Source organism: Aestuariivirga sp. (genome assembly GCF_965227715.1).
In the GTDB taxonomy this organism is placed as follows: Bacteria; Pseudomonadota; Alphaproteobacteria; order Rhizobiales; family Aestuariivirgaceae; genus Aestuariivirga.
Genome location: NZ_OZ245771.1, coordinates 644453 through 669870, shown reverse-complemented (window position 1 = coordinate 669870; position 25418 = coordinate 644453). Strand labels below are relative to the sequence as shown.

The following is a 25418-nucleotide window of genomic DNA, read 5'->3' as shown; positions in this document are numbered from 1 at the left end:
CGGCGATGGGAAAGACACTGGGACTCAGCGGCGCGCTTGAAACCTACTACGCGGCCCACGCCTATCGTGAACCGCCGGTCCTGGCGGAACTGCGGCAGGAGACGGCCAGTCTCGGCAGCGCGGCAGGCATGCAGATCGGGCCGGAGCAGGGGGCCTTCATGGGGTTGATCGTCAAGCTCATGGGGGCACGTAAGGTGATCGAATTCGGCACTTTCACCGGCTATTCTTCACTCGCCATGGCGCTCGCCGGAGCGGAGCACATCACCTGCGCGGATGTCTCCCGGGAGTATACGGACATTGCGCGGCGCTTCTGGGCCAGGGCCGGCGTGGCGGAGCTCATGGACCTCCACCTCGACGGCGGCACGGCCGTTATCAAGCGCCTGCTGGATGGCGGTGAGGCTGGCCACTTCGACCTCGCCTTCATCGACGCCGACAAGACGGGCTATGACAGCTATTATGAAGGCTCACTCAAGCTCCTCCGCCCCGGCGGCCTGATCCTCGTCGACAACACGCTGTGGGACGGGGACGTGGCCGATCCCAAGAAGCAGGATGCGGACACCAACGCCATCCGAAGTTTGAACGCCAAGATACTGGCGGACCAGCGTGTCGAGATCTGTCTGCTTCCGCTCTGCGACGGCCTCACCATGGCGCAGAAGGCCTAATGGGGCCAGACACTTGCTTTCCGCTGCCTGACGGTCTATAGCCCGCCCCGTTAACTGCAACTCACACGCGGGGTCAGGCTCCGGCACACGAGGTTCAAAGCCTCCACATAGTGCCAGATCCATCCGGTGCCGGGATTTCCCGGTCACTTAGCTCCGCGGCGGATCAACCGGAAAAGGACTTCTACCGCATGGCATTGCCTGATTTCACCATGCGCCAGCTCCTCGAAGCTGGCGTGCATTTCGGCCACCAGACCCACCGCTGGAACCCGAAGATGCGCAACTACATCTACGGAAGCCGCAACGGCATTCACATCATTGACCTGTCGCAGACGGTTCCCTTGCTTCACCAGGCGCTGCTCGCCGTGGCGGACACGGTGGCCAAGGGCGGCCGCGTGCTGTTCGTCGGCACCAAGCGCTCGGCGGCGGAGCAGGTGGCGGATGCGGCCAAGCGGTCAGCTCAGTATTATGTGAATTCCCGCTGGCTGGGCGGCACGCTCACCAACTGGAAGACCATCTCGCACTCGATCAAGACGCTGCGCACCGTTGATGACACGCTGGGCCGCGAGAATTCCGGCCTCACCAAGCGCGAAATGCTTGAGCTGACCCGCTCCAAGGAAAAGCTCGACAAGGCGTTGGGCGGCATCAAGGACATGGGCGGCGTCCCTGACCTCCTGTTTGTGATCGACACCAACAAGGAGCAGATCGCCATCAAGGAAGCCAACCGTCTTGGAATTCCGGTGATCGCCGTGATCGACACCAACTCGGACCCTGCTGGCGTCACCTTCCCGATCCCGGGCAATGACGATGCGGGCCGTGCGGTCGCTCTCTACTGCGATCTCATCAGCCGCGCCTGCATCGAAGGCATCTCGCTCGCCCAGTCGGGTTCGGGCGTGGACATCGGCGCCGCCGAGGAGCCGCTGCCTGAGGAAGTGCCGGCCGCCTGATCGGCCTGAGGACTGGCGCCCCGCGCCGTCATCCAATCGTCACGGGGCCTGCCGCATGAAACCGGCAGGCCCCATAGTTTCAAATTCACATGAGGTACAACATGGCCGACATCACGGCTGCGATGGTGAAGGACCTGCGCGAGAAGACCGGCGTGGGCATGATGGACTGCAAGGCAGCGCTCGCTGCCACCAATGGCGACATGGAAGCCGCTGTCGACTGGCTGCGCGCCAAGGGCCTTGCCAAGGCCGCCAAGAAGTCGACGCGCGTCGCCGCCGAAGGCCTCGTTGCCGTTGCCGTTGATGGCAATACGGGTGCGGTGGTCGAGGTCAATTCGGAAACCGACTTCGTCGCCCGGAACGAGAAGTTCCAGGCCATGGTCGCCGAGATTTCGAAGCTCGCCCTCAAGGCGGAAGGCGACTCGGAAAAGCTCAAGACCATGCACATGCCGGGTTCGCCGCACGCGGTTGCGGAATATGTGGCCGAGATGGTTGCTGCCATCGGTGAGAACATGACGGTGCGCCGCACCGCGGCCTTGACCGTCAAGGATGGCGTGATCGGATCTTACGTCCATAACCAGATCGCGCCGGGTGCGGGCAAGATCGGCGTCATCGTGGCGCTCGAGTCGACGGGCAGCAAGGCAACGCTCGCAGAGTTTGGCCGCATGCTGGCCATGCATGTCGCCGCCACCAACCCGGTGGCGCTCACGCTTGATCAGGTGCCCCCCGAAGTGCTGGCGCGCGAGTCCGCGATCCTCGAGGAGAAGAACGCCGGCAAGCCCGCCAATGTGCTGGAGAAGATCGTGGCCTCGGGCCTCAAGACCTTCGCCAAGGAGAACTGCCTCCTCGAGCAGGCTTATGTGCATGATGGCGCGAAGACCGTGACCCAGGCCGTGGCCGATGCCGCAAAGGCGGCAGGCGCCGACGTAAAGCTCGTGGGCTTCGTGCGCATGCAGCTGGGTGAGGGCATCGAGAAGAAGGAAGACGACTTCGCCGCCGAAGTCGCCAAGATGTCCGGCCAGTAAGCGGCGCGGCATTTCTGAGAGAGTGGGGCTCCGGAAACGGGGCCCCTCTTCATTTGATGTGCTGCCTTGGGGAATCTCCGTATGGACGCCGCCCCGCGAAGCGTGCTGAAGTGAACGCTTCCAACACACGGAGTTCATCATGCGCAAATCCCTCACCGCCCTGGCTGCACTTGCCACGGCAGCCTTGGCCATTCCCGTGGCGGATGCTTGCACGCGCATCCTCTACAGTGGCGCCGAGAACGCCTTTTATGTGGGGCGGTCGATGGATTGGGCGGAAGAGACCGGCACCGATCTCTGGGCGTTCCCGCCGGAGATGAAGCGCGACGGTGGCGTGGGCGAGGGCTCCATCACCTGGACGTCCAAATATTCTTCAATCGGCGCCGGCTTCTACAATGTGGCCACGGTTGACGGCATGAATGATGCCGGCCTCACCGGCAACGTGCTCTACCTGGCGGAAAGCTCCTACGGCGATGCCAAGGCCAGCGGCAAGCCGCTCCTTTCGATCGGCGGCTGGCTGCAATATGCGCTCGACAATTATGCAACCGTTCAGGAAGCCGTCGATGCGCTGTCGAAGGAGCCCTTCGCGCTGGTGGCCCCCGTGTTGCCCAATGGCGCAGCTGCCGCAGGCCATCTGGCACTGGCGGACAAGACCGGCGATTCAGCAATCTTTGAATATATCGACGGCAAGCTGACGATCCATCACAGCAAGAAATACACGGTGATGACGAACTCTCCCGTGTTCGAACAGCAGCTGGCGATCTCCACCTATTGGGATACGGTGGGCGGATCGAACTTCCTGCCCGGCACCAGCCGCGCGGCAGACCGTTTCGCCCGCATGAGCTGGATGCTCAATGCCGTGCCCGCGGAAAAGGATGAAGCAACGGCGATGGCCGAAGTCCTGTCGCTCATGCGCTCCATCTCCGTGCCGCTCGGCATTCAGGATCCGAAGCTGCCGAACATCGCCTCCACGCGCTGGCGCACCGCGGCGGATATCAACGCCAAGCGCTATTTCTTCGACAATGTGCACACGCCGTCGGTTTTCTGGGTCGATCTCGACAAGCTGGATCTGAAGGCAGGTTCTTCCGCGTTGAAGCTCGATCTGCAGGGCACGCCTTACCTCAGCGGCGAAGTCTCGAAGGACTTCAAGCCAGCGGAGCCCTTCAAGTTCCTGGCGCCCAAGTCGTAAGCGCCGTCCTCACGCCGGGGTGACCCCGCTGCCCGCCCAGCGCCTTCATCAGGGCGATCAAGGGTGCGGGCAGCGGATCATCCACCTCGAACTGGCTGAGCCATCGCGCCATGCCATCAAGCAGCGCCATTACCTGTGGTGCATGCGCGTTGAGCAGGATCAGGGCAAACGGCGGGGGTGCGGGCAGGATGCGCCGCAGTTTCTGCGCCGTGCCGCGGGGCACGGTGCAACACAGGGCGAGATGGGAAGGTCTCCCGCCGCTTCTGATGCGTGCCGTCAGGCAACCGCGGCTCGCGGCCAAGATTTCGCAGCCGAACCACATCTCGCGCGGAAGACTGGAGAGGACCGGCAGCACCCAGTCGATGAGGTCGGCTGCTGAAACATCACCATCACCGCCCGCGAGGATGATCTGGCTGTAGGAAAAACGAAGCCCGGACGGCACGGCACATCTCCTGGTACAGGAGTGGCTGTAATCTGCACCGGGCAGAGTTGTTCCGCAAGCGGACCGGTCAGCGGGGTGCGGGCACCACTGAAATCTTCGCCATCATGCCTCCGTCCTCATGGGCGAGGATGTGGCAGTGGTAGACGAAATCACCCGTCTCCGCGAAGGGGATGTCCACAATGGCGGGCGGGTTGAGGCACTTCCCGTCATGCCACTGCTGGATGGTGCAATAGCCATTTTGGTCATTCGCCACCGTCTTTGCCACGGCGGGAATGGGGTGCGCGATCTGCAGCGTCGTCATGTCTTCCAGCACGCCCGCACCCACGTTCCGGTCAAGCGTGGGCGACAACGGAGAGCCGGCACCCTTGCTGGGGTCGATGGCGCGGAAGCGCGTCTGGTGAATATGAAAATTGTGGTTCTCCGTGGCGAGGTTCACAAGCTCCCATGTTTCGCGCACCGGCATCTGGCCCGCCCCGAGCGGCAGGCAGATGAAGCTGTTCATCGGGTCGAAAGCGGTGACGGGCTGTGCCGTTCCCGGCACCGGGACTCCGTGCTCATCCAGCTCTTCATAGCCGAGGCCAAAGATATTGGGATTGGTCACATCGACGAGGCCGAAGAAAATGCGGCGGTGGTGGCCGGGCGGCAAGGCGGCGCAGCCGGGCGGGAGGGCTGCGGGCTTCGCATAGGGAACTTTCGCCGCGAAAATCCCCTCGGGCTTGTTCGCCGCCAGCGCTTCACCCGCGAGCTTGAGCGACACCAGTGTCGAGTCCGTATAGGTGCCGCTGAAGGTCACCGCGGCCAAGTCCACATAGGGCCATGGGTCGCCCACGCCGGAATCCCCGGTCGTGATGCCAACCGAGCGCAAGGTGGCGGAGGCGCTGGACGGCGGCTTCACGATCTTGCCGTTTTGATCGCGGTAGGTCACCCACACTTCGGCGCGCGCGCCCGGCAGCATCACGATATCCTTGATGCAGATTGGCTCCGGAAAGCCTGCCGGCGTCTTGCCGGGGCAGGGCACCACGGTGACGCGCGCGCCCCCGAGCTTCACCCGGTCCTCAAGCGATGTGCCGGTGGGAATGCTGATGCTCACGCCATCAATGGCGATCAGCTGCATCAGCATCGGCGTCCTGGCGATATTGTTGTCGAGCTCCAGCTTGTAACTTGCGCTGGCGCTGGTGTTGGTGATGCGCCACAGCTCCCCCTTGGGCTTGTTGACGGCGATGGTGGGGTAGATCACACCGCTGACGGGGAAGTACCACACCCCGTTCGTATAATTGTTGCCGCCCGAGGATGTGTTGTTGACACCGGGGCAGCTCCCCTCGCGCTTTTCGCCTGATTTCGGATATTGCGCGCAGAATTGCGGGTCCTGCTGGTCATCCAGCACCTCGCCATTGGTGACGGGCAGCATGGTGTTGTTGAGGCCCTGCTGGAAGCCGATGGTGCCCGCGGCCAGCACCTGGATGTCCTTCAGGATGATGTTCCGGACTTGCGATTCCGGAAAGGGCGTCTTTCCGTCACTCACATAGGTTCCGGCCTTGCCGATGCTGATGATGCCGGAAAGCCCGGATGACAGGCTGTCCGCCGTCACGCCATGAACATGGGGGTGGAACCAGTCGGCACCCGATGGCTCATTCTTCGGAATGTCGATCACATAATCAAGCACGCCAGACGTGACGACGGCGCCATGCCCATGCATCTGCTCGACTGGCTTGCCATTGGCGGGATTGTAGAGCGTTACATAGATGTTGTCGCCCCAGGTCGGGTTGCTGAGCGTCGCCGCCCGGGCCTGCACCACCAGCCCGTGGGTGTGCAGGTTGGTGGGGCTCAGCGGCAGGTTTGCGCCATCAGGATCGGGCACGGGGTTCTCATCCGTGAGGTTCCAGAAATGCACCACCTTGGCGGGGTCCTGCGGCGGCAGCTTGTTGATGAGCCGAACCTTCAGCTTGTCACCCGGCTGCAGTGCCAGCCTGATGCCTCCGAATTCGGAGGAGGTGCCAATGCCGGCGGCAGGGCAGCGGTCGCCCACCGCCACGTTTCGATAGCAGATTTCATAGACCCAGCCGGTTGGGTTGATCGGCTGCTGCACGCCGGGCGGCTTGAAGCTGATGGCGGAAACCGGCTTCGCCTTGGCGATCATCAGAATGTCGAGCACGCCCTGCTTGCTGGCAAACACGGGAGGTTCCATGAAGCTGGCGGCAAGCGAGGCTGCCGGCGCCATCAATCCGGCGAAGACAGCCGCCGCGCACATCCAGGGAAGCCGCTTCACACGCATGAGTTTTTCCTTCGAAAATCCGCGCCATCGCCGGGCGGAACGGGACTCAGTATCTGCCCACAGGAATTAATTTGGAATTTGAGTGAAGTAAATAGCGGGATAATTAATGACAAACTTATGACGTCAAACTGCAAGTCTGGTTTGCAGCCACCGCCGGAACATCTGGGAATGCCGCGCCCCGCTCCGGTGCAGCAGGATTTGCCCATTTTGTCCGCAACCCCGGCGTGCTAGTGATTGGGTTTGGCCCCGCGGGGGCAGGGCCAGCGGAAAGTCCACGTTGCGGCGGAGCTGTGACGAATCGGTTTTCGCCACCTAAAGAGGGTTGTTCGCCAGAAATGGATCCGGTTCCCATGTCCTCCCCCAGATACAAGCGCATCCTTCTCAAGCTTTCAGGCGAGGTCCTGATGGGCCAGCAGCCCTATGGCATCGATCTCGACACGGTGGGCCGCCTTGCCGATGAGGTGCTGGCTTGCGCCGCGGAAGGGATCGAGCTCGCGCTGGTCATCGGCGGCGGAAACATCTTCCGCGGCCTTGCAGGTGCGGCCAAGGGCATGGACCGGGTCTCGGCAGACCACATGGGCATCATGGCCACGGTCATGAACGCGCTTGCCATGCAGGGCGTGCTGAGCCGCAAGGGCATGGACGCGCGGGTTCTCTCAGCGATCGCCATGCCCACCATCTGCGAAACCTATTCGCGCGCCAAGGGCATCCACCATCTGGACAAGGGCCGGGTCATCATCTGTGCGGCGGGAACGGGATTGCCCTTTTTCACCACCGATACGGGGGCGGCACTCCGGGCGGCGGAGCTCAATTGCCAAGCGTTGTTCAAGGGCACCAGCGTTGACGGTGTCTATTCGGCGGACCCCAAGAACGATCCTTCCGCAAAACGCTATGACAGGATCACCTTTAGCGAGATTTTGTCCAAGGATTTGCGCATCATGGATCCCGCCGCCATTGCCCTTGCGCGGGATAACGGGATTCCGGTAGTTGTGTTCTCCATCAGGAAGCCCGGCGCCGTGGTCGAAGTGGTCAACGGCGGCGGGCTGTTTACCACAGTGACGAAGGATTGATTCCATGGCCCCACCCCCCGATTTCGACGCACAGGACCTGAAGCGCCGCATGCTTGGCGCCATCGAGGCGCTGAAACATGATTTCGGGGGCTTGCGAACCGGCCGGGCGTCAGCCAGCCTGCTCGAGCCCCTCCATGTGGATGCCTATGGCGCCAACATGCCCATAGCGCAGGTGGCCTCGATTTCGGTTCCCGAACCCCGCATGCTGCAGATCAGTGTGTGGGACAGGGGGCTGGTGATTGCGGTTGAAAAGGCCATCCGCGCCTCGAACCTGGGGCTGAACCCGCAGACGGAAGGCCAGGTGATCCGGCTTCGCATGCCGGACCTCACGCAGGACCGCCGCAAGGAACTGGTCAAGGTTGCGCATCAATATGCCGAAAAGGCCCGTATTGCCGTGCGCAATGTGCGCCGTGACGGGATGGACCATCTGAAGCAGCTCGAAAAGGCTCACCTGATGAGCGAAGACGACCACAAGAAAAAGGCCGAAGAGGTGCAGAAGATGACGGATGATACGATCAAGGAGATCGACCAGGTCGTCAGGCACAAGGAACAAGAGATCCTGCAGGTCTGAGGCAGATCGCAAAGCCAATGTCACCCGGCATTTTGAACGTCGACGGCGCACCGCGGCACGTGGCCATCATCATGGATGGCAACGGCCGCTGGGCCACGCAGCGCGGGCAGCCCCGCTCCGTCGGCCACCGGCAGGGGGTGGAGGCATTGCGCCGGACGACGCGGGCCGCATCGGACATGGGGATTTCCGTCCTCACCCTCTACTCTTTCAGCTCGGAAAACTGGTCCCGCCCCCAGGCGGAGGTGCGGTTTCTGCTCGAGCTTCTCCGGCGCTTCATCAGGACCGATGTGGCGGAGCTCCATCAATCGGGCGTCCGCATCATGATCATCGGGGATCGTGCGGGCCTCGACCCCACGCTTCGTACCATGTTTGAGGAAGCCGAAGTCCTCACCCGGGAGAATACTGGCCTCAAGCTGGTCATCGCCTTCAATTATGGCAGCCGTCAGGAAATCACCCGCGCCGTCCAGGCGCTGGCCCGCAAAGTGGCGGAGGGCAAGATTTCGCCGGAAGACATCACCCCCTCGGTGATCGGCAATCACCTGGATACGGGCGGTCTGCCGGAACCGGACCTGCTGATCCGCACCGGGGGCGAGCAGCGCCTCTCCAACTATCTGCTGTGGCAATGCGCCTACACGGAATTTGTGTTCATGCCGGATTACTGGCCCGAATTCGACGGGGAGCGGTTGCGCCAGGCCATCGAAACCTATCGCCTGCGGGACAGGCGCTTCGGTGGCCTCAAGGCGCAAACCGCTTGATGAGCCAGGAAGCGCCCCAGGCGGCCTCCAAATGGGGCGATCTCGGCGTCCGGGCGCTCTCGGCCGCTGTGCTGATCCCTGCCGTGCTGGCGGATGTCTGGGCAGGCGGCATCTGGTTCCACCTCTTCGTGGCGCTGATCGGCATTCTTATGGCGCTGGAATGGGTCACCATCGTCCATGGCGGCAACCCCTTGCAGTTCGCCCTTCATGCCGCAGGCGCCATGTGCGGGGCCCTACTGCTCAAAGATGTGGGTCTCGCCGGAACCCTGACGGCCATTGCCATCCTGGCGCTGTTTTCAGCACTCGCCGCCGCGCGCGAGCAGCCGGGCGGGCCAGCCTGGCGCTATCTGGGCGTTCCCTATGTCTCCCTCCCGCCCCTCGCGCTCATCGTGCTGCGGGATGATCCGGACTATGGCGTGGCGGCCATTCTCCTGGTCATGCTCAGCGTCTGGGCAGCTGATACGCTTGCCTATTTCGCAGGCCGCATCATCGGCGGCCCCAAGCTCGCGCCGCGCATCAGCCCGAAGAAAACCTGGGCCGGCATGGGTGGCGCCATGGCGGGCAGCGCGCTGGCAGCCTTCGGCGTCGGTGCCGTGATGGGGCTTCCGGCCCTCTGGATCCTGGTTCTGGCGGGAGGCTTGCTGGCGATTGTGGAACAGGGCGGAGACCTGTTCAAATCGGCCATGAAACGCTACTACGGCGTGAAGGATTCGGGCCGGCTCATCCCCGGTCATGGTGGGGTCATCGACCGGGTGGACGGTCTGGTTGCCGTGGCCGCCGCAGCCGCGCTCATCGGAGCGCTGAGGGCGGGGGTGGAACACGCCGGAGCCGGAATACTGGTCTGGTGACCTGATTTCGCCGAAATCTTGCCGTATTGCTCCCGTGTCTTGGGCCCTTGGTCGCGGTGGGTCTCAACGTTGAAAACAACGGCCCTTCCATTGGCCGGGGAAGTCTTTGAATGAACTTGCTGAATGCTCTGCATCTGCCGCTGAACACAGGGGTATTTTACGCCCTGCCGTTTCTTGTGGCCCTCACCATCATCGTGTTCATTCACGAGCTTGGCCATTTCCTTGTCGCCCGCTGGTGCGGGGTTGACGTTGAGGCCTTCTCCATTGGCTTCGGCAAGGAAATCTTCGGCTGGTATGACAAGCATGGCACGCGCTGGAAAGTGGCGTGGATCCCGCTGGGCGGCTATGTGAAGTTCCGGGGCGATGCCAATGCGGCAAGCCTGCCGGACGCCGAGGCGCTGGAACGCGCCAAGTCGGATCCCGGCAATTTCCATGGCAAATCCGTGTGGAAGCGCGCCGCCGTGGTGGCGGCAGGCCCCATCGCCAATTTCATTCTCGCCATTGCCATCTTCTCGGCCGCCTTCATGCTGGTGGGCTCACCCGTCATCGAGCCGCGCGTTGATGAGATTCAGCCGGGCAGTGCCGCCGAACAGGCGGGCCTGCAGAAGGGCGATCTCATCCTGTCGATCGATGGCAGCAAGATCAGCGATTTTGGTGATCTTCAGCGCGCGGTGGTGAACCGCGCCGGTGAGGAACTCACCCTTACGCTGCAGCGGAACGGCGAGACGCGTGAGGTGAAGATCGTTCCGCAGCTGAAGGAAGAGCCGGACAATTTCGGCGGCAAGGTCCGCATGGGCCTTCTGGGCGTGAAGCGCAATCCGCAAGGCCCCATTCTGTATGAGCGGATGAACCCCGTGCAGGCGGTGGAAGCGGGGGCTGAGCGCACCTGGTTCATCGTGTCCTCCACCTTCCGCTATCTGGGCAAGCTGGTGACCGGGCGTGAAAGTGCCGATCAGCTGGGCGGGCCCATTGCCATGGCGAAGGTTGCGGGCGATGCGGCCTCGATGGGCTTCTGGCAATTCGTCAATGTCATCGCCTTCCTCTCCGTCAGTATAGGCCTCCTTAACCTTTTCCCAATCCCTATGCTGGATGGTGGACACTTGGTTTACTATGCGATCGAGGCGGTCCGTGGAAAACCCGTTGGCGAGAAGGCGCAGGAATGGGGATTCCGCGTCGGCTTTTCGCTGGTGATCATGCTGATGGTGCTCGGCACCTGGAACGATCTCGTCCGTGTTGCAACGGTGTGGATCGGCGGGTGAGGAGCGTGGGGAAGTTTCGTTTGCATTGCGTGGCCGGGCGGGTAAAACCAGCTTCGGCGGCGAAGATTCTACTGGGGCGGCTTTCGATAAGAAATGGCCATTTGATGCGTTATAAGTGTGTAGTCGTAGCAGTTTTGGCCTTCGCTCTGAGCGTGTTTGCGCCGATGGCGGTGCCTGGTTTCGCACCCTCCGCCGCCTATGCCGAAGCGGTGACGTCGGTTGTCATCGAAGGCAACCAGCGTGTCGAGAATGATACCATCCTTTCTTACATCCAGATCAGCCGTGGTGAGCAGGTCAATGCTGACAAGGTTGACGCATCGGTAAAGGCCCTGTTCCAGACCGGCCTGTTCGCAGACGTGCAGATCAACATGCGCGGCAGCACGCTGGTAGTTCGCGTCGAAGAAAACCCGATGATCAATCAGGTGAACTTCGAAGGCAACAAGGAGGTCAAGGACACTGACCTCGCCAAGGAAGTCGAGCTGCGCGAGCGCACCATGTTCACGCGCGCCAAAGTGATGAGCGACGTCAACCGCATCATCGCGGTCTACCGCCGCGCCGGCTACTACTCCGTCAAGGTTTCGCCCAAGATCATTCGCCTGCCCGAGAACCGCGTCGATCTCGTCTTCGAGATCAACGAGGGCGATGAGACCAAGGTCAAGCACATTGAATTCGTCGGCAACACCTCCTTCAGCGACGGTGCGCTGAAGCGGGTTGTGGGCACGCAGCAATATTCCTGGTGGCGCTTCTTCAACAAGAACGACAATTACGACGCCGACCGCCTGGAATATGACAAGGAACTGCTCCGCCGCTATTACCTCCGCAACGGCTTCGCGGATGTGCGCGTGGTCTCGGCTGATGCCGTGCTGGCCCCCGATGGCAATGGCTTCACCATCACCTACACGATCGAGGAAGGCCCGCGCTACAAGATCGCCGATGTGGCGGTCAATGTGGGCGATGCCCAGCTCGACTCCCAGGATCTGATCGAGCAGGTCAAGACCGGTGTGGGTGACTATTATGACTCGACGCGCGTTGACCGGTCGGTCGAACGGCTGACGCTCGAAGCGTCGCGCCAGGGCTTCGTCTTCGCCCGCGTCAATCCGGATATCCAGCGCAATACCGCGGACAACACGCTGAACATCACTTACAATATCGTCGAAGGCCCGCGGAACTACATCGAGCGCATCGACATCGTCGGCAATTACCGCACCGAGGATGAAGTCATCCGCCGCGAGTTGCTGCTCTATGAAGGCGACGCCTTCAACCGTGTGGTTGTTGAACGCGCCCGCCGCCGCCTGACCGCCCTCGACTATTTCGACAAGGTGGACTTCCGCGAAGAGGAAGGCTCGGCCCCTGACAAGATCGTGCTGATCGTGCAGGTCCAAGAAAAGTCGACGGGTTCGATCAACTTCTCGATCGGCTATTCGACCACGGAAGTCATCGTGGGCTCCATCTCGCTGCAGGAGCGGAACTTCCTCGGCAAGGGCTACAATGTGAAGGTCGACACCACGGCGAGCTTCTATCGCCAGAACATCGACTTCAGCTTCACCAACCCCTATTTCCTGGGGCTGCCGATCATGGCGGGCTTCGATGTCTTCGCCACCAATGTCGATAACCAGGATCAGTCGAACTACAACAGCCAGCTTCTGGGCTTCGCGCTGCGCACCGGCTTCCGCCTGGATGACGACAGCGGCATCAGCCTCAAATATGGCCTGACATGGCGCGACGTGAACGGCATCGACAAATACAGTGCGTCTCCCGCCGTCATCCAGAGCGCGGGCGAGTCGCTGAAGTCCTTCGTGGAAGGCACCTATACCTGGGACAATCTCGACAATCCGCAGCGCCCGACCAATGGTTTCCGCGGCCAGCTTGAGGGCCAGGTGGCGGGGCTCGGGGGTGACGTCTATTTCGCCAGCCTCGAAGCTCATGGCTGGTACTTCATGCCGCTGTATGAAGATGCCGTTGTCCTGAAGCTCGAAGGCAATGCCGGCCATGAAATCCCGCTCGGCGAAGACGTGCCCCTGCAGGACCGTTACTTCAAGGGTGCCGACACGTTCCGTGGCTTTGCCCAGGCCGGTGTTGGCCCGCGCCAGCGCCGCAACGGCGGCGGCACGGACGCGATCGGCGGCACCACCTATGCCATCGGCACCGTTGAAATGACCTTCCCCGTGGGCCTCCCCGAACAGTGGGGCATCACCGGTGAAGTGTTCAGTGACTTCGGCACCGTGTTCGGGTCTGAAACCGAGACGGAAGACGTGGGCACGGGCGATTGTAAGTATGGCGCCACCAAGAACTGTAAGGTCTATGACGGCCCCGCCTTCCGCGCATCCGTCGGCGCCGGCCTGATCTGGGTTTCGCCCTTCGGCCCGCTCCGCTTCGAGGCAGCCTATCCGCTGCTGAAGACCGATTACGACAAGACGGAGTGGTTCCGCTTCTCGGTTGGCACCGCCTTCTAGACCGGCGCCCCGGGCAGGCTTATGAGACAAGCGGACGGCCTTTGGGCCGTCCGTCACTTTTTGGGAGGCATGTTCGAGAATGACTGAGGTAACGACCGCGCCGGTGCTGATGACGGCGGACATCTCGCGGATCATGAAGCTGCTGCCGCACCGCTATCCCTTTCTGCTGATCGACCGCATGTATGACATGAACGGCGAAGACAGCGGCGTTGCCATCAAGAACGTGACCATGAACGAGCCCTTCTTTCAGGGCCATTTTCCGGGAAAGCCGGTGATGCCCGGCGTCCTGCTGATCGAGGCGATGGCACAGACGGCGGGCGCCCTGGTGCTCAATCACTTGGGCGAAGAGCATGCCGGAAAGCTCGTCTTCTTCATGTCGATTGACAAGGCCCGCTTCCGCAAGCCCGTGGTGCCTGGAGACAGCGTGCACATTCACGTCAAACTCACCAACAAGCGCCCACCTGTGTGGAAATACTGGGCCGAGGCCATTGTGGACGGCAAGAAGGTGGCCGAGGCCGAAATCGGCGCCATGCTGATGAACGAGCGCAGCGCCTGAGCGCTACAGCCTCGCAGGCTATCGCTTATGAAAAACGATTAGTTAGCCTTTCCTCTCCCCCACATGGGTGGGGGAGAGGAAAAGAGAGAGGGGACGGCTATCAACCGCGCCTACTGCTGCGCGCATCCATTGGCCAGCGGCTTGCCGGCGAAGCGGTCTTCGACCCAGGGAAGATAGAGCGGCTCGGACGCGCCGGGCGTGGTGAAATGGTTTTGATCGCCCGGCAGCTCAATCCTTGTGATGTTGCCGCCGATGGCGCATTTCTGCTCCCGGTAGAGCTTGCCCATCACCGGATCATTGGTCACGTCCTTGTTGCCCCAATAGATGATCACGGGCGCCACCGGCACGTCAGGCGTGACGCTTGAGGCAATGAGCCCCTTGACCCACGCCGCGGCGTTGACGGGATCGGCCCTGAGAAGCGAAGGATACGTTTCTGCAAAGTTGAAGTTCACCGTATCGGCCGCCGGATGCATGCACTTCTTGCTCAGGATCTCGTTGATCGCAGCGGCGCCCTCATCGGTGAACACGTCGGTGAGCTTGAGTTCTGGGAAGGCCGGAGGCAACGCCCACATGGCCATCGCATAATGCGTGAAGTTGAAGACATTGCTCGAGAAATCATGTGCGAGGCCCTTGAGCACGCCCGTTGCTGCAGGCTCTTGCGTGGCTCCCGGTGGAATCAGGACCTGAATGTCATGCGGGGCAAGCGCCACAAAGCCCACGAAGGAAACGCCGTCAAAAGCGCTGCCCGGCGCATTGATATAGTTGGTCAGACTCGCAGCGCTCAGCACCGCTCCACCCCCTTGCGACCAGCCATAGGCCAAAGCCTTCTTGCCTTCACCCGACAGCCCCATGCTGCCCACGGCGCGCACCGCGTTGATCATGTCCCGCGCCTGTGTCGCGGCATTTGCATATTGATGGATGCCGCCGCCGCCCAGCCCCTGGTAGTCGGTCGCCACAAGCACGTAACCCTGCGTGATGAACTGCGTTGCGGCCGGCACGCCGAAATCTGTCCATGAGGTGCCGCCGATCAGATTGTATTCATTGAGGTCCTGCGCCGGATCGAACAGCTGGGACGGGCCGCAATTCTGGGCCGTGCCGGTTGTGCCATGGCCCCAGGCGAGGATGCCGCGCCCACCGGCAGGCGGGGCCCCCGTGGGGGCGATCACCAGCGCGGTGGAAAGGGTCTTCTTCTCAAGAACATCAGAGGAGATATAGGCGATGCGCCAGGCCTGGGCGCCGGGAATGCTGGTCTCGACGGGTTCCTTCGCCACCACCTCTCCCAAGGGACCCTGGCTCGAAAGCCCGGCCACGTGCTGGTAGAAGGGTGGCAGCGCCACCTCCGCCGCAACGGCCGGCGCCGCCCAGAGCAGGGCACAAAGAGATGCAGCAGCGAGAAGGGTCCGTCTCATCTTTGCCTCCAAAATATAAAGCTAGTTTCTTTCGCTCTCTCCAGACCCATAGCAAAGCGGAGGTTGTGGCGCAAAAGCAAACGCCCGGGCGAGGAGCCCGGGCGTTTCGCAATATGATAAGCAGAAATACTTACTTGCCGCGCTGCGTCACCGGCACATAGTCGCGGCGCGGGGCGCCGGTGTAGAGCTGGCGCGGGCGGCCAATCTTCTGGCCCGGATCCTCGATCATTTCCTTCCACTGCGAGATCCAGCCCACAGTGCGGGCGAGTGCAAAGAGCACGGTGAACATCGAGGTCGGGAAGCCCAGCGCGCGCAGGATGATGCCCGAATAGAAATCCACATTCGGATAAAGCTTGCGGTCGATGAAATACGGGTCCGAAAGCGCGGCCTTTTCCAGTTCGCGCGCCACTTCGAGAAGCGGATCGTCCTTGATGCCCAGTTCGCCCAGCACCTCATGCGCCGTCTTCTGCATGATCTTGGCGCGCGGATCATAGTTCTTGTAGACGCGGTGGCCAAAACCCATCAGGCGAATATGCGAGGTCTTGTCCTTCACCTTGGCGATGAACTCCGGAACCTTGGACGGGTCCCCGATCTGCTGCAGCATTTCGAGGGCTGCTTCGTTCGCACCGCCATGAGCGGGGCCCCACAGGCAGGCAATGCCGGCAGCGATGCAGGCAAAAGGATTGGCACCTGACGAGCCTGCAAGGCGCACAGTCGAGGTCGATGCATTCTGCTCATGGTCCGCGTGCAGGATGAAAATCCGGTCCATGGCGCGGGCCAGCACGGGGTTCACCACATATTCTTCGCACGGCACCGCAAAGCACATCCGCAGGAAGTTCGCCGCATAGGAGAGCGAGTTCTGCGGATAAACGAAGGGCTGCCCGATGTGATATTTGTAAGCCATGGCCGCAATCGTCGGCAGCTTGGCGATCATCCGGTGGGATGCGATTTCGCGCTGGCGCGGGTCGTTGATGTCAGTCGAGTCATGATAGAAGGCGGACATGGCACCAACCACCGCCACCATCACCGCCATCGGGTGCGCGTCGCGGCGGAAGCCCTGGTAGAACCGGGTCATCTGCTCATGCACCATGGTGTGGTAGGTGATGTTCTTCTCGAACTGCTTGCGCTGCGCCGGTGTCGGCAATTCGCCGTAGTAGAGCAGGTAGCAGGTTTCCAGAAAGTCCCCGTGCTCGGCCAGCTGGTCGATCGGGTAGCCGCGGTAGAGCAGCACCCCCTCATCGCCATCGATGAATGTGATCTGGGATTCGCAGGACGCAGTCGAGGTGAAGCCGGGGTCGAAGGTGAAGGCCCCGGTCTGGGCATAGAGCTTGGTGATATCCACCACGTCCGGCCCCAGCGTGCCGGACTTTACCGGCATCTCGACCGATTTGCCGCCGAGTGTGAGGACCGCGTTCTTCGGTTCGTCAGCCATTGTGGGCTCCCATTCTAGCCGTATTCTGGTCCATCGAACTATTGCACCGCAGCATAAGAAGGTCAACGTTGCTGACCTGATGCTTTCGTTGGTCGGCCATGCGGCTGAGAGTGCCCAGGCAAACCTGTGCGAGGCTTTGCGGGCCTCAGGCCGTCTGGTCGCGGAGCCGGGCCAGCGCCTCATCCCGCCCCAGCACCTCGAGAACGTCGAAAATGCCGGGGGAGGTGGAGGTTCCCGTCAAAGCGGCGCGCAAGGGCTGCGCCACCTTGCCCAGTTTCAGCCCCTGCGTCTCGGCGTGAGTCTTCACCGCCGCTTCGATGTCCGCTGCAAGCCAGGACTCCACGCCTTCAAGCACGGCGATCACGCTGCCCAGAACCTCGCGCCCGCCATCGCGAATGATCTGCTGCGCCTTATCATCCATCTGCAACGGCCGGGTGACGAACAGGAATTGCGCGCCCTTCATCAGCTCGACCAGCGTCTTCGCCCGCTCTTTCAGGCCGGGAAGCGCGCGCAGGAGTTTGGCCATCATGGCCTCGTCGATCCTCGCTTTCATCTCGGGCCCGCCCTCGGCATGGGGCAGGAAGTCGATGAAGGCGGCAAGCAGCCTGTCATCCGACATGTGGCGGATGTAGTGGCCGTTCAAATTCTCGAGCTTGGCGAAATCGAAGCGCGCGGCGGATTTGCCGATGGCATCGAGGCCGAACCATTCGACCAGCTGATCTGTCGAGAAAATCTCCTCATCGCCATGGCTCCAGCTCAGCCGGGCCAAGTAGTTGCGCATGGCCTCGGGCAGGTAACCCATGGCGCGGTAGGCCTCCACACCCAGCGCCCCATGGCGCTTCGAAAGCTTTGCGCCATCGGGCCCGTGGATCAGCGGAATGTGGGACATGTGCGGCACGCGCCATCCCATGGCCCGGTAGATCTGGGTCTGCCGGGCCGCGTTGGTCAGATGGTCCACACCGCGGATGATGTGGGTGACGCCCATGTCATGGTCATCCACCACCACCGAGAGATTATAGGTGGGGTTCCCGTCCGAGCGCAGGATGATCAGATCATCGAGATCCTTGTTGGGGATGACGACGCGGCCCTGAACGGCATCCTCGATCACCGTCTCGCCCTCCTGCGGCGCCTTGAACCGGATGGCGGGTTTGACGCCGGCGGGCGCTTCCGAGGAGTCGCGGTCACGCCAGGTCCCGTCATAGCGGATGGGGCGCTTCTCGGCCTCGGCGCGTGCACGCATCTCCTCGAGGTCCTGTTGCGTGCAATAGCAGCGGTAGGCCTTGCCCTGTGCCAGCAGCTCATCAGCCACCTGCCGGTGCCGCTCGGCCCGGCCGAACTGGGACACGGGCTCGCCCGCCCAGTCGAGGCCAAGCCATGTCAGCCCTTCGATGATGGCGTCGATTGCGGCGCCGGTGGAGCGTTCGCGGTCGGTGTCCTCGATGCGGAGCAGCATCTTGCCGCCGGTGTGGCGGGCATAGGCCCAATTGAACAGCGCCGTGCGTGCGCCCCCGATGTGAAGATAGCCCGTGGGCGAAGGGGCAAAGCGCGTGACGACTGGCGATGACATGAGGCGCCGTTCTCCATATTGACTGACGTAAGGGAAGGTGATTGCGTAAGCGTTGCTGCCGCTTAGCACACCGCCAAGCGCACTGTTAAGGGGAGTGGCATGTCCGCCGCCGCCATGGAGCACGAAGCTGCGGACCGCGCGCCCCTCTGGTGGCGGCTTGCCGAAGCAGTCCAGCGCGCGGCAGATGCCCAGCGCGGGCGAAGCTTTCTGTGGTGTGCGCCAGCACTTGGCACCGGAATCGGCGCCTATTTCGCCTTGCCCGCGGAGCCGGGCCTGCCCGTGGCGGCCTTGGCGGCCGTGCTGGGCCTGGTTCTTCTCTGGTTCGGCCAGCCGCGGCCGCTTCTGCTGTTGAGCGGCCTCGCCTCCATCGGCTTTGCGCTGGCCGCGCTCCAGGCGGGCGCCGTCGCCACGCCCATTCTCACCGCCAGCACGGATGAGGTTGCGGTCACGGCGCGGGTTATCTCGGTCGACCGGCTGTCCAAGGCGCGGCTGGTGATGATCGCCGCGCCGGAGGCAATCGAGGGGCTTTCCCCGGAGAAAACCCCGCGCCGCCTGCGCCTGTCCCTCACGGAGACGTCAGGCAAGCCCGCGGCCGGCAATCGGGTGAGCTTCAAGGCCAGGCTTTCCCCGCTTCCCTCTCCCATTGAGCCAGAGGGTTTCGATTATGGCCGCAGCCTGTGGTTCCAGGGGATTGGCGGCACCGGCCGCGTCACATCCCCGTTCATCGTGCTGGACAGTGAAGCGACGCTTGCCTCACGCCTTGATGGCGGGATGGCGGAGGTCCGCGCCGCCATGGGTGCCCGCATCCGCGCCGTGCTGGAGGAGCCCTATGCCTCCTTCGCCGAGGCGCTGATCACGGGGGAACGCAGCGCCATTCCGCCTGAGATCAACCAGAGCCTTCTCGTCTCCGGCCTCTATCACATCCTGTCGATCTCCGGCCTCCACATGTGGCTGGTCGCAGGCGGCGTGTTCTATGTGGTGCGCGCGGTGCTGGCCCTCGTGCCGCAACTGGCCTTGCGCTTCCCTATCCGTAAATGGGCGGCGGGCGCCGCATTGCTCATGGCGCTGTTCTACATGCTGCTGGCGGATTCAGGCGTTGCCACGGCCCGCTCTTTCATCATGGTGGCGATCGTGTTCTTCGCAGTGATGGTGGACAGGCCTGCACTCTCGCTGCGCAATCTGGCGCTCGCGGCCATTCTCGTGCTGGTGCCGGACCCCGAAGCCGTCACGCAAGCGGGCTTCCAGATGTCCTTCCTTGCCGTGCTGGGTCTCATCGCCTTTCATGAGGCCTGGGCCAGGTACCGGGCAGGGAAGGGGGGCGAGACGCCACGCTCTTGGCCGGTGCGACTTCTGCGCTGGGGAGTGGCGGCTTTTACTGTAAGCCTGTTCACTTCGCTGGTGGCCGGCTTTTCGTCCTCGCTTCCAGCTGCCTATCACTTCGGCCGGGTCTCGCCCTATGGCGTGCTGGCCAATGGGCTGGCGATCCCGGTCGTCGGCATCGCCGTCATGCCGGAAGCGCTGCTGGCCGCCGTGCTCATGCCGCTGGGGCTGGAGCGGCTGCCGCTTCTCATCATGGGCAAAGGGCTGGAGCTTGTCATCCTCATCTCCAATTTCGTGGCCTCGCTTCCTGGCGCCAATGAGGTTGTTGCCAAGCCACCATCCATGGCCATGGTCACCATCGCCGCTGGGCTGATCCTCCTCTGCCTGCTGTCGGGCCCCATTCGGCTCACGGGCGTTGCGGTCATGGCGCTGGGTGCTCTCCTCATTCTCAGGGCCCCGCCGCCGCCGGACCTGCTGATCGAGGCAACGGGCCAGAACGCCGTCCTGCGCGATGAGCAGGGCCACCTCGTGCCCGCGAAGCCACGCCGGGCGCGCTTTGCCATCACCAAATGGCTTCTCGCCAATGGCGAGGAGACGAGCTTTGCGGATGCCGCCAAGCGGCCCGGCTGGCGCTGTGCGGGTGACCGCTGCACGGCAGTGGTCCGGGGCAAGCGCGTGCTCTATCTGTCCGGCGACATGCCGGAGCCTCTGGACTGCGCGGGCTTCGATGTGCTGATCGCGGCCTTCCCGCTGCGCGGCGCCTGCCGCAGCGTGCCCTTCCGCATTGACCGGTTTGACCTGTGGCGTTCGGGCGCACATGCGCTGCGCCTCACCGGGGGCACAGTGGAAATTCGCACGGCGCGTCAAGGCCAGGGAGACCGGCCCTGGACCGTCAAACCCGAGGCCCGCCGCAAAACTGTCTCCACCGCACCGGGCGCTGCGCCCTCGCACCCGATTGACTGAAATTTGCAATGGGCGCATGAGGCGGTTCATGAGCAAGACGCCGCACCTCACCATGAGCGAGATCCGCAAGGAAATCGACCGGATCGATGAAAACCTTATCAAGACCCTGGCCGAGCGCCAGCGCTGGGTCGAGAAAGCCATTCAGGTGAAGAAGCGCGACGGTCTTCCGGCACGCGATGATGCGCGCGTTCGGCAAGTGGTGGACCACGTCCGCGTGCTGGCCCGTGCTCACCATGTCGACCCCGCCTTGATCGAGACCATGTGGACGGAGATGGTCGAGTGGTTCATTGCATATGAGGAACGCTCGATCTGACCCTCGACGGCGCAAAGGCCAGTTCGCTAGAGTGAGTTCATCATGCGCTTTCCCCATCTCTTCTCACCCTTCACCCTGAAATCCACCGAAATCCGCAACCGGATCTTCTCCACCGGCCACGACACCTATCTTCCCGAAGGCGGCCTTCCGTCCGAATCGCTCATCGCCTATCAGCGCGCCCGCGCGCGCGGCGGGGCAGGGCTCATCGTCATCCAGGTCGTGGGCGTCCATGAGACGTCGCGCTATACCGAAGCCCTGCTGATGGGCACCTCTGATGACTGCATCACGCCCTTCAAGGGACTGGTCGATGCGATCCACGAAGAGGGCGCCAAGGTCTTCATCCAGCTCTTCCATCCGGGGCGCGAGCTTCTGGGCCGGCCCCACGGCGTGATCCAGCCGGCCTTCGCGCCCTCGCACTCACCATCTGAACGCTTCAAGGTCGTGCCGCGCGAACTCTCCTCATCCTTGATCGGCGAGATTTTGGATGGCTATGGCCAGGCCGCGCGGCGCATGGCGGAAGCAGGCGCTGATGGGGTTGAGATTGTGGCAAGCCACGGCTATCTCCCCGCGCAATTCATGAACCCTAAGGTGAACCGCCGCGAAGACCAGTATGGCGGCTCCTTCGACAACCGCCTCCGCTTCACGCGGGAGGCCATCTCCGCCATCCGCCAGCACGTGCCGGACGATTTCATTGTCGGCATCCGCATGTCGGGTGACGAGCATGATGAGGATGGGCTGGTGGAAGAAGATTCCGCCGCCATCGCCCGCGCTTTGGCGCCGGAGCTCGATTATCTGAACGTGATTGCCGGCACCTCCGCCACGGCCTCGGGCGCCACGCACATCGTGCCCTCCATGGCCAATGCCCATGGCTATGTGGCGCCCTTCGCCCAGAAGGTGAAGCAATTGACGGGAAAGCCCGTCTTCGTTGCCGGCCGCATCAACCAGCCGCAGATCGCGGAAGAGGTGCTGGCATCGGGTGCCGCGGACATGTGCGGCATGACGCGAGCGATGATCGCGGACCCCGAAATGGCCAACAAGGCCAAGGCCGGCCGCCCGGATGATATTCGCGCCTGCATCGGCTGCAATCAGGCCTGCATCGGCCACTTCCAGCTGGGCCTTTCCATTTCCTGCATCCAGCATCCGGAAACCGGGCGCGAACTCGCCTTCGAGGTGAAGCCCAAGGCCCCACAGCGCCGCAAGATCCTGGTGGTGGGCGGTGGCCCCGCCGGACTCAAGGCCGCGGCCGTCGCCGCCGAGCGTGGCCATGAGGTTCACCTGCATGAGCGTGATGGCCAGACGGGCGGTCAGGCGCGGCTCGCCCAGCTCCTGCCCACCCGCGCGGAATTCGGCGGCATCGTCACCAATCTGACGGCGGAGGCCGAGCGCCACGGCGCAACGATCCACCGCCGCAGCGAGGTCACCCGTGACATGCTCACGCGCGAACGGCCGGATGCGGTGATCCTCGCCACCGGCTCGCGCCCGCACATGCCGCCCTTCGAGGGGGAGGCCTCGCAGATCGTCCATGCGGTCGATATTCTGGCAGGCCGCGCCAGCACCGGCGCTCGCGTTGCCGTCTATGACTGGATGGGGGACTGGACCGGCTCCGGCATTGCCGAAAGGCTGGCCTCCGAAGGGGCCCATGTCCGCCTCGCCGTCAACCACCACTGCGCCTCCGCCTCGATCCAAACCTATGTGCGCTTCGAGCAGGTGGCGCGCCTCCACCGGCTGGGCGTCGAGGTCCACCCCTGGCTCAGGCTCTACGGTGCGGACGGTCGTACGGCCTACTTCATCCACACCCCCTCGCGGGAGGCGGTGGTGATGGAGGAGGTGGATACGATTGTCCTCAACACCCCCAATCTGCAGGAGGACGCCCTGGCACCTGTGCTGGAGGAGCTCGGCATTCCCTTCCAGCTCGCCGGAGACGCGCTGAGCCCCCGCACCGCCGAAGAGGCGGTTTATGAGGGCATGCTGGCGGGGCTGGCGGTTTAGCCACGCGGGGTCGCGGGCCCGCATGTGGCGTGGATGCAACAGCGGGGCGATTTGTGGTCCGCGTCCAATTCCGCCTGAATCTCAACCTTTTATCCGCCCAAATTGCCACCTAGCGTGCATCTGGCGCAGGGGAAGAGATTCCGCTGTGCTCTCGAGAGGGGCTCAGGGCAGGAGCAATGCTGAACCATCGCACGGCAGGCGCCGGGCGGGGGCAGTGTTGTGTTCCGGGCCTCTTCTCGGGTGTCCGCGCGTAACTGAAGAAGAGAGAGTGCGTTGAAGGTCATGGGCCAACCCGAAATCAGACAAAGCTTCGCTCCGCCGAAGCATATGTGGGGGGGCTGACGCATCGTGGTGCTGCTGGCGGCTTCAATTGGTCATGTCCGGACAGCCGTCACTGTTCGCCATGCCGTCATTGCTGCCGCTGCAATGGGCTTCATGCTGACGCCGGCCATCGCTGCCGATGAAGAACCCAAGGGCCCGATTGCGGAGTTTTATTCCTATCTTCCCGCCGCGCCCGATATTCATCTGCCGGAGATCAACATTCCCTTCTGGACCGATGACCTCAAGAAGGCGAAGCGCGCCTACAAGGGCGGCAATTACGATCGCGCGGTCAAGCTGTTCCGGAAATCGTCTGACGATGGCAACATCGTGGCGGACTGGTATCTGGGCCACATGTACCGCCAGGGGATCGGCGTGCCGCGGAACGATGCGATGGCTTACAGCTATTATTCGCGCGTGGCCGATCATTATGATCCCGACGAGGACGATCAGAACCGCTTGAAGATCACGGTGGATGCCATGGTGCGCCTGGCGGATTATCAGCGCACCGGCGCCGTCAATGCCGGCATCCAGCCTGATCCGCATGCGGCCGCCCAAAGCTATCTCAAGATCGCCACGGCCTATGGCCACCCGGCCGCGCAATATGCATTGGGCGTCATGAGCATCAAGGGCGAAGGCATCAAGCGCAACCCCAGCCAGGGCCTAAAATGGCTGATGGCCTCGGCGCGCAAGCGCTACGCTCCGGCTGAAGCCTATCTGGGTGAACTCTACTGGGAAGGAAAAATCGTCCAGGGAGACCGCACCCGTGCCGTCATGTGGTACATCCTCGCGCGCGAATCCGCGCGGCCCGAAGAAAACCCGGAAATCTTCGATCGCGCCCTGCAGCTTGAAAGCAATGTCGGCGAAGACGAACGCATCGAAGCCGAAGCCCGCGCCAAGGTGTGGGACGATCAGTACCCGGTCGAGAAGGGTAAGTCGGCCAGTAACGACTGAGTATGCTCGCACGACGCGAGAAGTTTGACAATTATATTACGTATAGTAAGCTCTCTTATAGGTAGAGAGTTTAAGCATGGCGGATCCGCCCCCAACTGTTATGTTCCGCGAGGACGCAGTGAGGCACGCACTAGGTTCAGTGCCGGGGGCAGTCGTTGTCCGAATTCCCAAAAGTCAATCATGCTAATAGCGCTCGGCGAGTCTCTTCACGGCCGCCGAGCCAATTTTAGCAAAATAGGTAGTCTGTTCTGTATGTATGCATTCGACATACTATTAAAGGTATCACTATCGATAATCATAGCCATGTTCATTGTAAAAGTGTTTATATCAAGCAGGATACAGAGAGGTCGTCATTGGCTTTTTCTTCTTGTGATTACATTTTGTTTTCAAGCGTCGTTCTTTATCATATTTGCAGGCACAGTCTTTGCCGCCGGCGGCAGCCATTTGGATGTCATGCGGCTTCTTAGTTCCGCCGATGACGCATCGCGTTCCGCTCACATGGTTTATTTGAGTGGCATAATCTGGGAGGAAATTGCCAAGCTTGTTCTATTGATAATCATATTCCGGTCTGTTCCCTTGGAGGTTCGTTCGATCAACTCATTTCTTTTGGCCGGCGTTGTTTTTGGCGGCTGTGAAGGAATATCGACGATAGCCCTTACAGTCTCTGCCTATGCCAGCGGTCCCAGTCAAATCTTCACCAATTACCTGGTGGGTGCCACGATGCTGGCGTCGAGAGTCTTTGCGGTCATTTTGGTCCACAGTCTCCTGATGCTTGTTTACGGGCTTACTCCCGGCTGGACGGAAAGCATTTGGATCCGCGTTCTTATGCCGCTGATGGTCGCAACGGCGCTCCACTTGGCTTATAACCATTTCATCGCAACAAACCCGTTTTCTCTCGAAGATGGTCCGCAAGCTTTGATCCAGCCCGCAGGATTCCTGATTGTTGCCGCTGTGGCACTGTACCTACGCTGGGTCGAATCCGCTTCCGCAGTCTGGGGCCGGGTCTCTCGGTCCCTGCCATTTTGCGCGGCCAACCCGGCGTAGTGAGACAAGAAAGACCATCTCGCCGGGAGGATCAGTTAGTCATTCATCGGATCAGGTGCATCTATGGAA

Annotated in this window: 20 protein-coding genes and 1 pseudogene; 16 read left to right on the top strand and 5 right to left on the bottom strand. The window is 62.3% G+C overall.

The features are described 5' to 3' along the window. Nucleotides 1-5 precede the first annotated feature (5 nt). The 4 genes and pseudogenes from ACO06F_RS03270 to ACO06F_RS03255 all read left to right on the top strand — a co-directional run bounded on the left by ACO06F_RS03270 (nt 6) and on the right by ACO06F_RS03255 (nt 3814). Entirely contained in the window at nt 6-662 is a 657-nt protein-coding gene (locus tag ACO06F_RS03270) for a class I SAM-dependent methyltransferase (RefSeq protein WP_421695266.1), read from the top strand. A gap of 188 nt (nt 663-850) precedes the next feature. Then, a pseudogene (gene rpsB / locus ACO06F_RS03265) lies at nt 851-1600 on the top strand (30S ribosomal protein S2); the annotation flags it as partial. A gap of 107 nt (nt 1601-1707) precedes the next feature. Then, a complete protein-coding gene (tsf, locus tag ACO06F_RS03260; protein ID WP_421695265.1) occupies nt 1708-2628 on the top strand; it encodes a translation elongation factor Ts in 921 nt (306 codons plus the stop codon). A gap of 139 nt (nt 2629-2767) precedes the next feature. Beyond that, complete coding sequence (locus tag ACO06F_RS03255; protein WP_421695264.1) at nt 2768-3814, top strand: linear amide C-N hydrolase; 1047 nt, start codon at nt 2768-2770, stop codon at nt 3812-3814. Here the strand turns inward: ACO06F_RS03255 and ACO06F_RS03250 are convergent. Then, on the bottom strand, nt 3789-4256 hold the full coding sequence (locus ACO06F_RS03250; RefSeq protein ID WP_421695263.1) for a hypothetical protein: 468 nt from the start codon (nt 4254-4256) through the stop codon (nt 3789-3791). The two genes, ACO06F_RS03255 and ACO06F_RS03250, sit on opposite strands and share 26 nt — an antisense overlap. Nucleotides 4257-4323: 67 nt before the next feature. After that, the gene (locus ACO06F_RS03245) at nt 4324-6528 is read right to left on the bottom strand and encodes a multicopper oxidase domain-containing protein (protein WP_421695262.1); all 2205 of its coding nucleotides are present in this window, start codon (nt 6526-6528) and stop codon (nt 4324-4326) included. Between the two features lie 350 nt (nt 6529-6878). On the opposite strand from ACO06F_RS03245, the gene pyrH reads away from it, so the two are divergent. The 7 genes from pyrH (at nt 6879) to fabZ (ending at nt 14040) form a co-directional block, all read left to right on the top strand. Beyond that, the gene (gene pyrH, locus ACO06F_RS03240; protein WP_421695261.1) at nt 6879-7598 is read left to right on the top strand and encodes a UMP kinase; all 720 of its coding nucleotides are present in this window, start codon (nt 6879-6881) and stop codon (nt 7596-7598) included. 4 nt (nt 7599-7602) lie between these two features. Continuing rightward, nucleotides 7603-8169: a ribosome recycling factor gene (gene frr, locus ACO06F_RS03235; protein WP_421695260.1), complete on the top strand. Its 567-nt coding sequence runs from the start codon at nt 7603-7605 to the stop codon at nt 8167-8169. Between the two features lie 17 nt (nt 8170-8186). Then, nucleotides 8187-8924, top strand: coding sequence for an isoprenyl transferase (locus ACO06F_RS03230; RefSeq protein ID WP_421695259.1), 738 nt, complete (start codon nt 8187-8189; stop codon nt 8922-8924). Beyond that, nucleotides 8924-9772, top strand: a complete 849-nt coding sequence (locus ACO06F_RS03225; RefSeq protein WP_421695258.1) for a phosphatidate cytidylyltransferase — start codon at nt 8924-8926, stop codon at nt 9770-9772. Before ACO06F_RS03230 ends, ACO06F_RS03225 begins: the two co-directional genes overlap by 1 nt. Before the next feature lie 110 nt (nt 9773-9882). Continuing rightward, entirely contained in the window at nt 9883-11031 is a 1149-nt protein-coding gene (gene rseP, locus ACO06F_RS03220; RefSeq protein ID WP_421695257.1) for an RIP metalloprotease RseP, read from the top strand. 134 nt (nt 11032-11165) lie between these two features. Continuing rightward, nucleotides 11166-13484 (top strand): outer membrane protein assembly factor BamA, encoded by a 2319-nt coding sequence (gene bamA / locus ACO06F_RS03215; protein WP_421695256.1) that lies wholly within the window; start codon nt 11166-11168, stop codon nt 13482-13484. A gap of 79 nt (nt 13485-13563) precedes the next feature. Further along, the gene (gene fabZ / locus ACO06F_RS03210; RefSeq protein ID WP_421695255.1) at nt 13564-14040 is read left to right on the top strand and encodes a 3-hydroxyacyl-ACP dehydratase FabZ; all 477 of its coding nucleotides are present in this window, start codon (nt 13564-13566) and stop codon (nt 14038-14040) included. A gap of 110 nt (nt 14041-14150) precedes the next feature. Here fabZ and ACO06F_RS03205 read toward each other — a convergent pair whose 3' ends face one another. The 3 genes from ACO06F_RS03205 to gltX form a co-directional block, all read right to left on the bottom strand. Next, the gene (locus tag ACO06F_RS03205; protein WP_421695254.1) at nt 14151-15449 is read right to left on the bottom strand and encodes a lipase family protein; all 1299 of its coding nucleotides are present in this window, start codon (nt 15447-15449) and stop codon (nt 14151-14153) included. Between the two features lie 130 nt (nt 15450-15579). Then, entirely contained in the window at nt 15580-16881 is a 1302-nt protein-coding gene (gene gltA, locus ACO06F_RS03200; protein WP_421695253.1) for a citrate synthase, read from the bottom strand. A 145-nt stretch (nt 16882-17026) separates the two neighbouring features. After that, complete coding sequence (gene gltX, locus ACO06F_RS03195; protein WP_421695252.1) at nt 17027-18448, bottom strand: glutamate--tRNA ligase; 1422 nt, start codon at nt 18446-18448, stop codon at nt 17027-17029. A gap of 99 nt (nt 18449-18547) precedes the next feature. Here gltX and ACO06F_RS03190 point away from each other — a divergent pair, with 99 nt between their 5' ends. From ACO06F_RS03190 to ACO06F_RS03170, 5 genes are all read left to right on the top strand, one after another. Beyond that, nucleotides 18548-20731, top strand: coding sequence for a ComEC/Rec2 family competence protein (locus ACO06F_RS03190; RefSeq protein ID WP_421695251.1), 2184 nt, complete (start codon nt 18548-18550; stop codon nt 20729-20731). A 28-nt stretch (nt 20732-20759) separates the two neighbouring features. Continuing rightward, entirely contained in the window at nt 20760-21044 is a 285-nt protein-coding gene (locus ACO06F_RS03185) for a chorismate mutase (protein WP_421695250.1), read from the top strand. Nucleotides 21045-21086: 42 nt separating this feature from the next. Further along, a complete protein-coding gene (locus ACO06F_RS03180; protein ID WP_421695249.1) occupies nt 21087-23033 on the top strand; it encodes an FAD-dependent oxidoreductase in 1947 nt (648 codons plus the stop codon). A gap of 348 nt (nt 23034-23381) precedes the next feature. Beyond that, nucleotides 23382-24305 (top strand): tetratricopeptide repeat protein, encoded by a 924-nt coding sequence (locus ACO06F_RS03175; RefSeq protein ID WP_421695248.1) that lies wholly within the window; start codon nt 23382-23384, stop codon nt 24303-24305. A 303-nt stretch (nt 24306-24608) separates the two neighbouring features. Further along, complete coding sequence (locus ACO06F_RS03170; protein WP_421695247.1) at nt 24609-25349, top strand: hypothetical protein; 741 nt, start codon at nt 24609-24611, stop codon at nt 25347-25349. The last annotated feature ends 69 nt before the right edge of the window (nt 25350-25418 follow it).

Excerpts from the sequence above, each read along its gene's own strand:
- ACO06F_RS03245 (WP_421695262.1), bottom strand. The coding sequence starts at position 6,528 with ATGCGTGTGAAGCGGCTTCCCTGGATGTGCGCGGCGGCTGTCTTCGCC.
- ACO06F_RS03255 (WP_421695264.1), top strand. The coding sequence starts at position 2,768 with ATGCGCAAATCCCTCACCGCCCTGGCTGCACTTGCCACGGCAGCCTTG.
- ACO06F_RS03205 (WP_421695254.1), bottom strand. The coding sequence starts at position 15,449 with ATGAGACGGACCCTTCTCGCTGCTGCATCTCTTTGTGCCCTGCTCTGG.
- tsf (WP_421695265.1), top strand. The coding sequence starts at position 1,708 with ATGGCCGACATCACGGCTGCGATGGTGAAGGACCTGCGCGAGAAGACC.
- ACO06F_RS03270 (WP_421695266.1), top strand. The coding sequence starts at position 6 with ATGGGAAAGACACTGGGACTCAGCGGCGCGCTTGAAACCTACTACGCG.
- gltX (WP_421695252.1), bottom strand. The coding sequence starts at position 18,448 with ATGTCATCGCCAGTCGTCACGCGCTTTGCCCCTTCGCCCACGGGCTAT.
- ACO06F_RS03170 (WP_421695247.1), top strand. The coding sequence starts at position 24,609 with ATGTTCATTGTAAAAGTGTTTATATCAAGCAGGATACAGAGAGGTCGT.
- gltA (WP_421695253.1), bottom strand. The coding sequence starts at position 16,881 with ATGGCTGACGAACCGAAGAACGCGGTCCTCACACTCGGCGGCAAATCG.
- fabZ (WP_421695255.1), top strand. The coding sequence starts at position 13,564 with ATGACTGAGGTAACGACCGCGCCGGTGCTGATGACGGCGGACATCTCG.
- ACO06F_RS03180 (WP_421695249.1), top strand. The coding sequence starts at position 21,087 with ATGCGCTTTCCCCATCTCTTCTCACCCTTCACCCTGAAATCCACCGAA.
- frr (WP_421695260.1), top strand. The coding sequence starts at position 7,603 with ATGGCCCCACCCCCCGATTTCGACGCACAGGACCTGAAGCGCCGCATG.
- ACO06F_RS03225 (WP_421695258.1), top strand. The coding sequence starts at position 8,924 with ATGAGCCAGGAAGCGCCCCAGGCGGCCTCCAAATGGGGCGATCTCGGC.
- ACO06F_RS03190 (WP_421695251.1), top strand. The coding sequence starts at position 18,548 with ATGTCCGCCGCCGCCATGGAGCACGAAGCTGCGGACCGCGCGCCCCTC.
- ACO06F_RS03230 (WP_421695259.1), top strand. The coding sequence starts at position 8,187 with ATGTCACCCGGCATTTTGAACGTCGACGGCGCACCGCGGCACGTGGCC.
- pyrH (WP_421695261.1), top strand. The coding sequence starts at position 6,879 with ATGTCCTCCCCCAGATACAAGCGCATCCTTCTCAAGCTTTCAGGCGAG.
- ACO06F_RS03185 (WP_421695250.1), top strand. The coding sequence starts at position 20,760 with ATGAGCAAGACGCCGCACCTCACCATGAGCGAGATCCGCAAGGAAATC.
- rseP (WP_421695257.1), top strand. The coding sequence starts at position 9,883 with ATGAACTTGCTGAATGCTCTGCATCTGCCGCTGAACACAGGGGTATTT.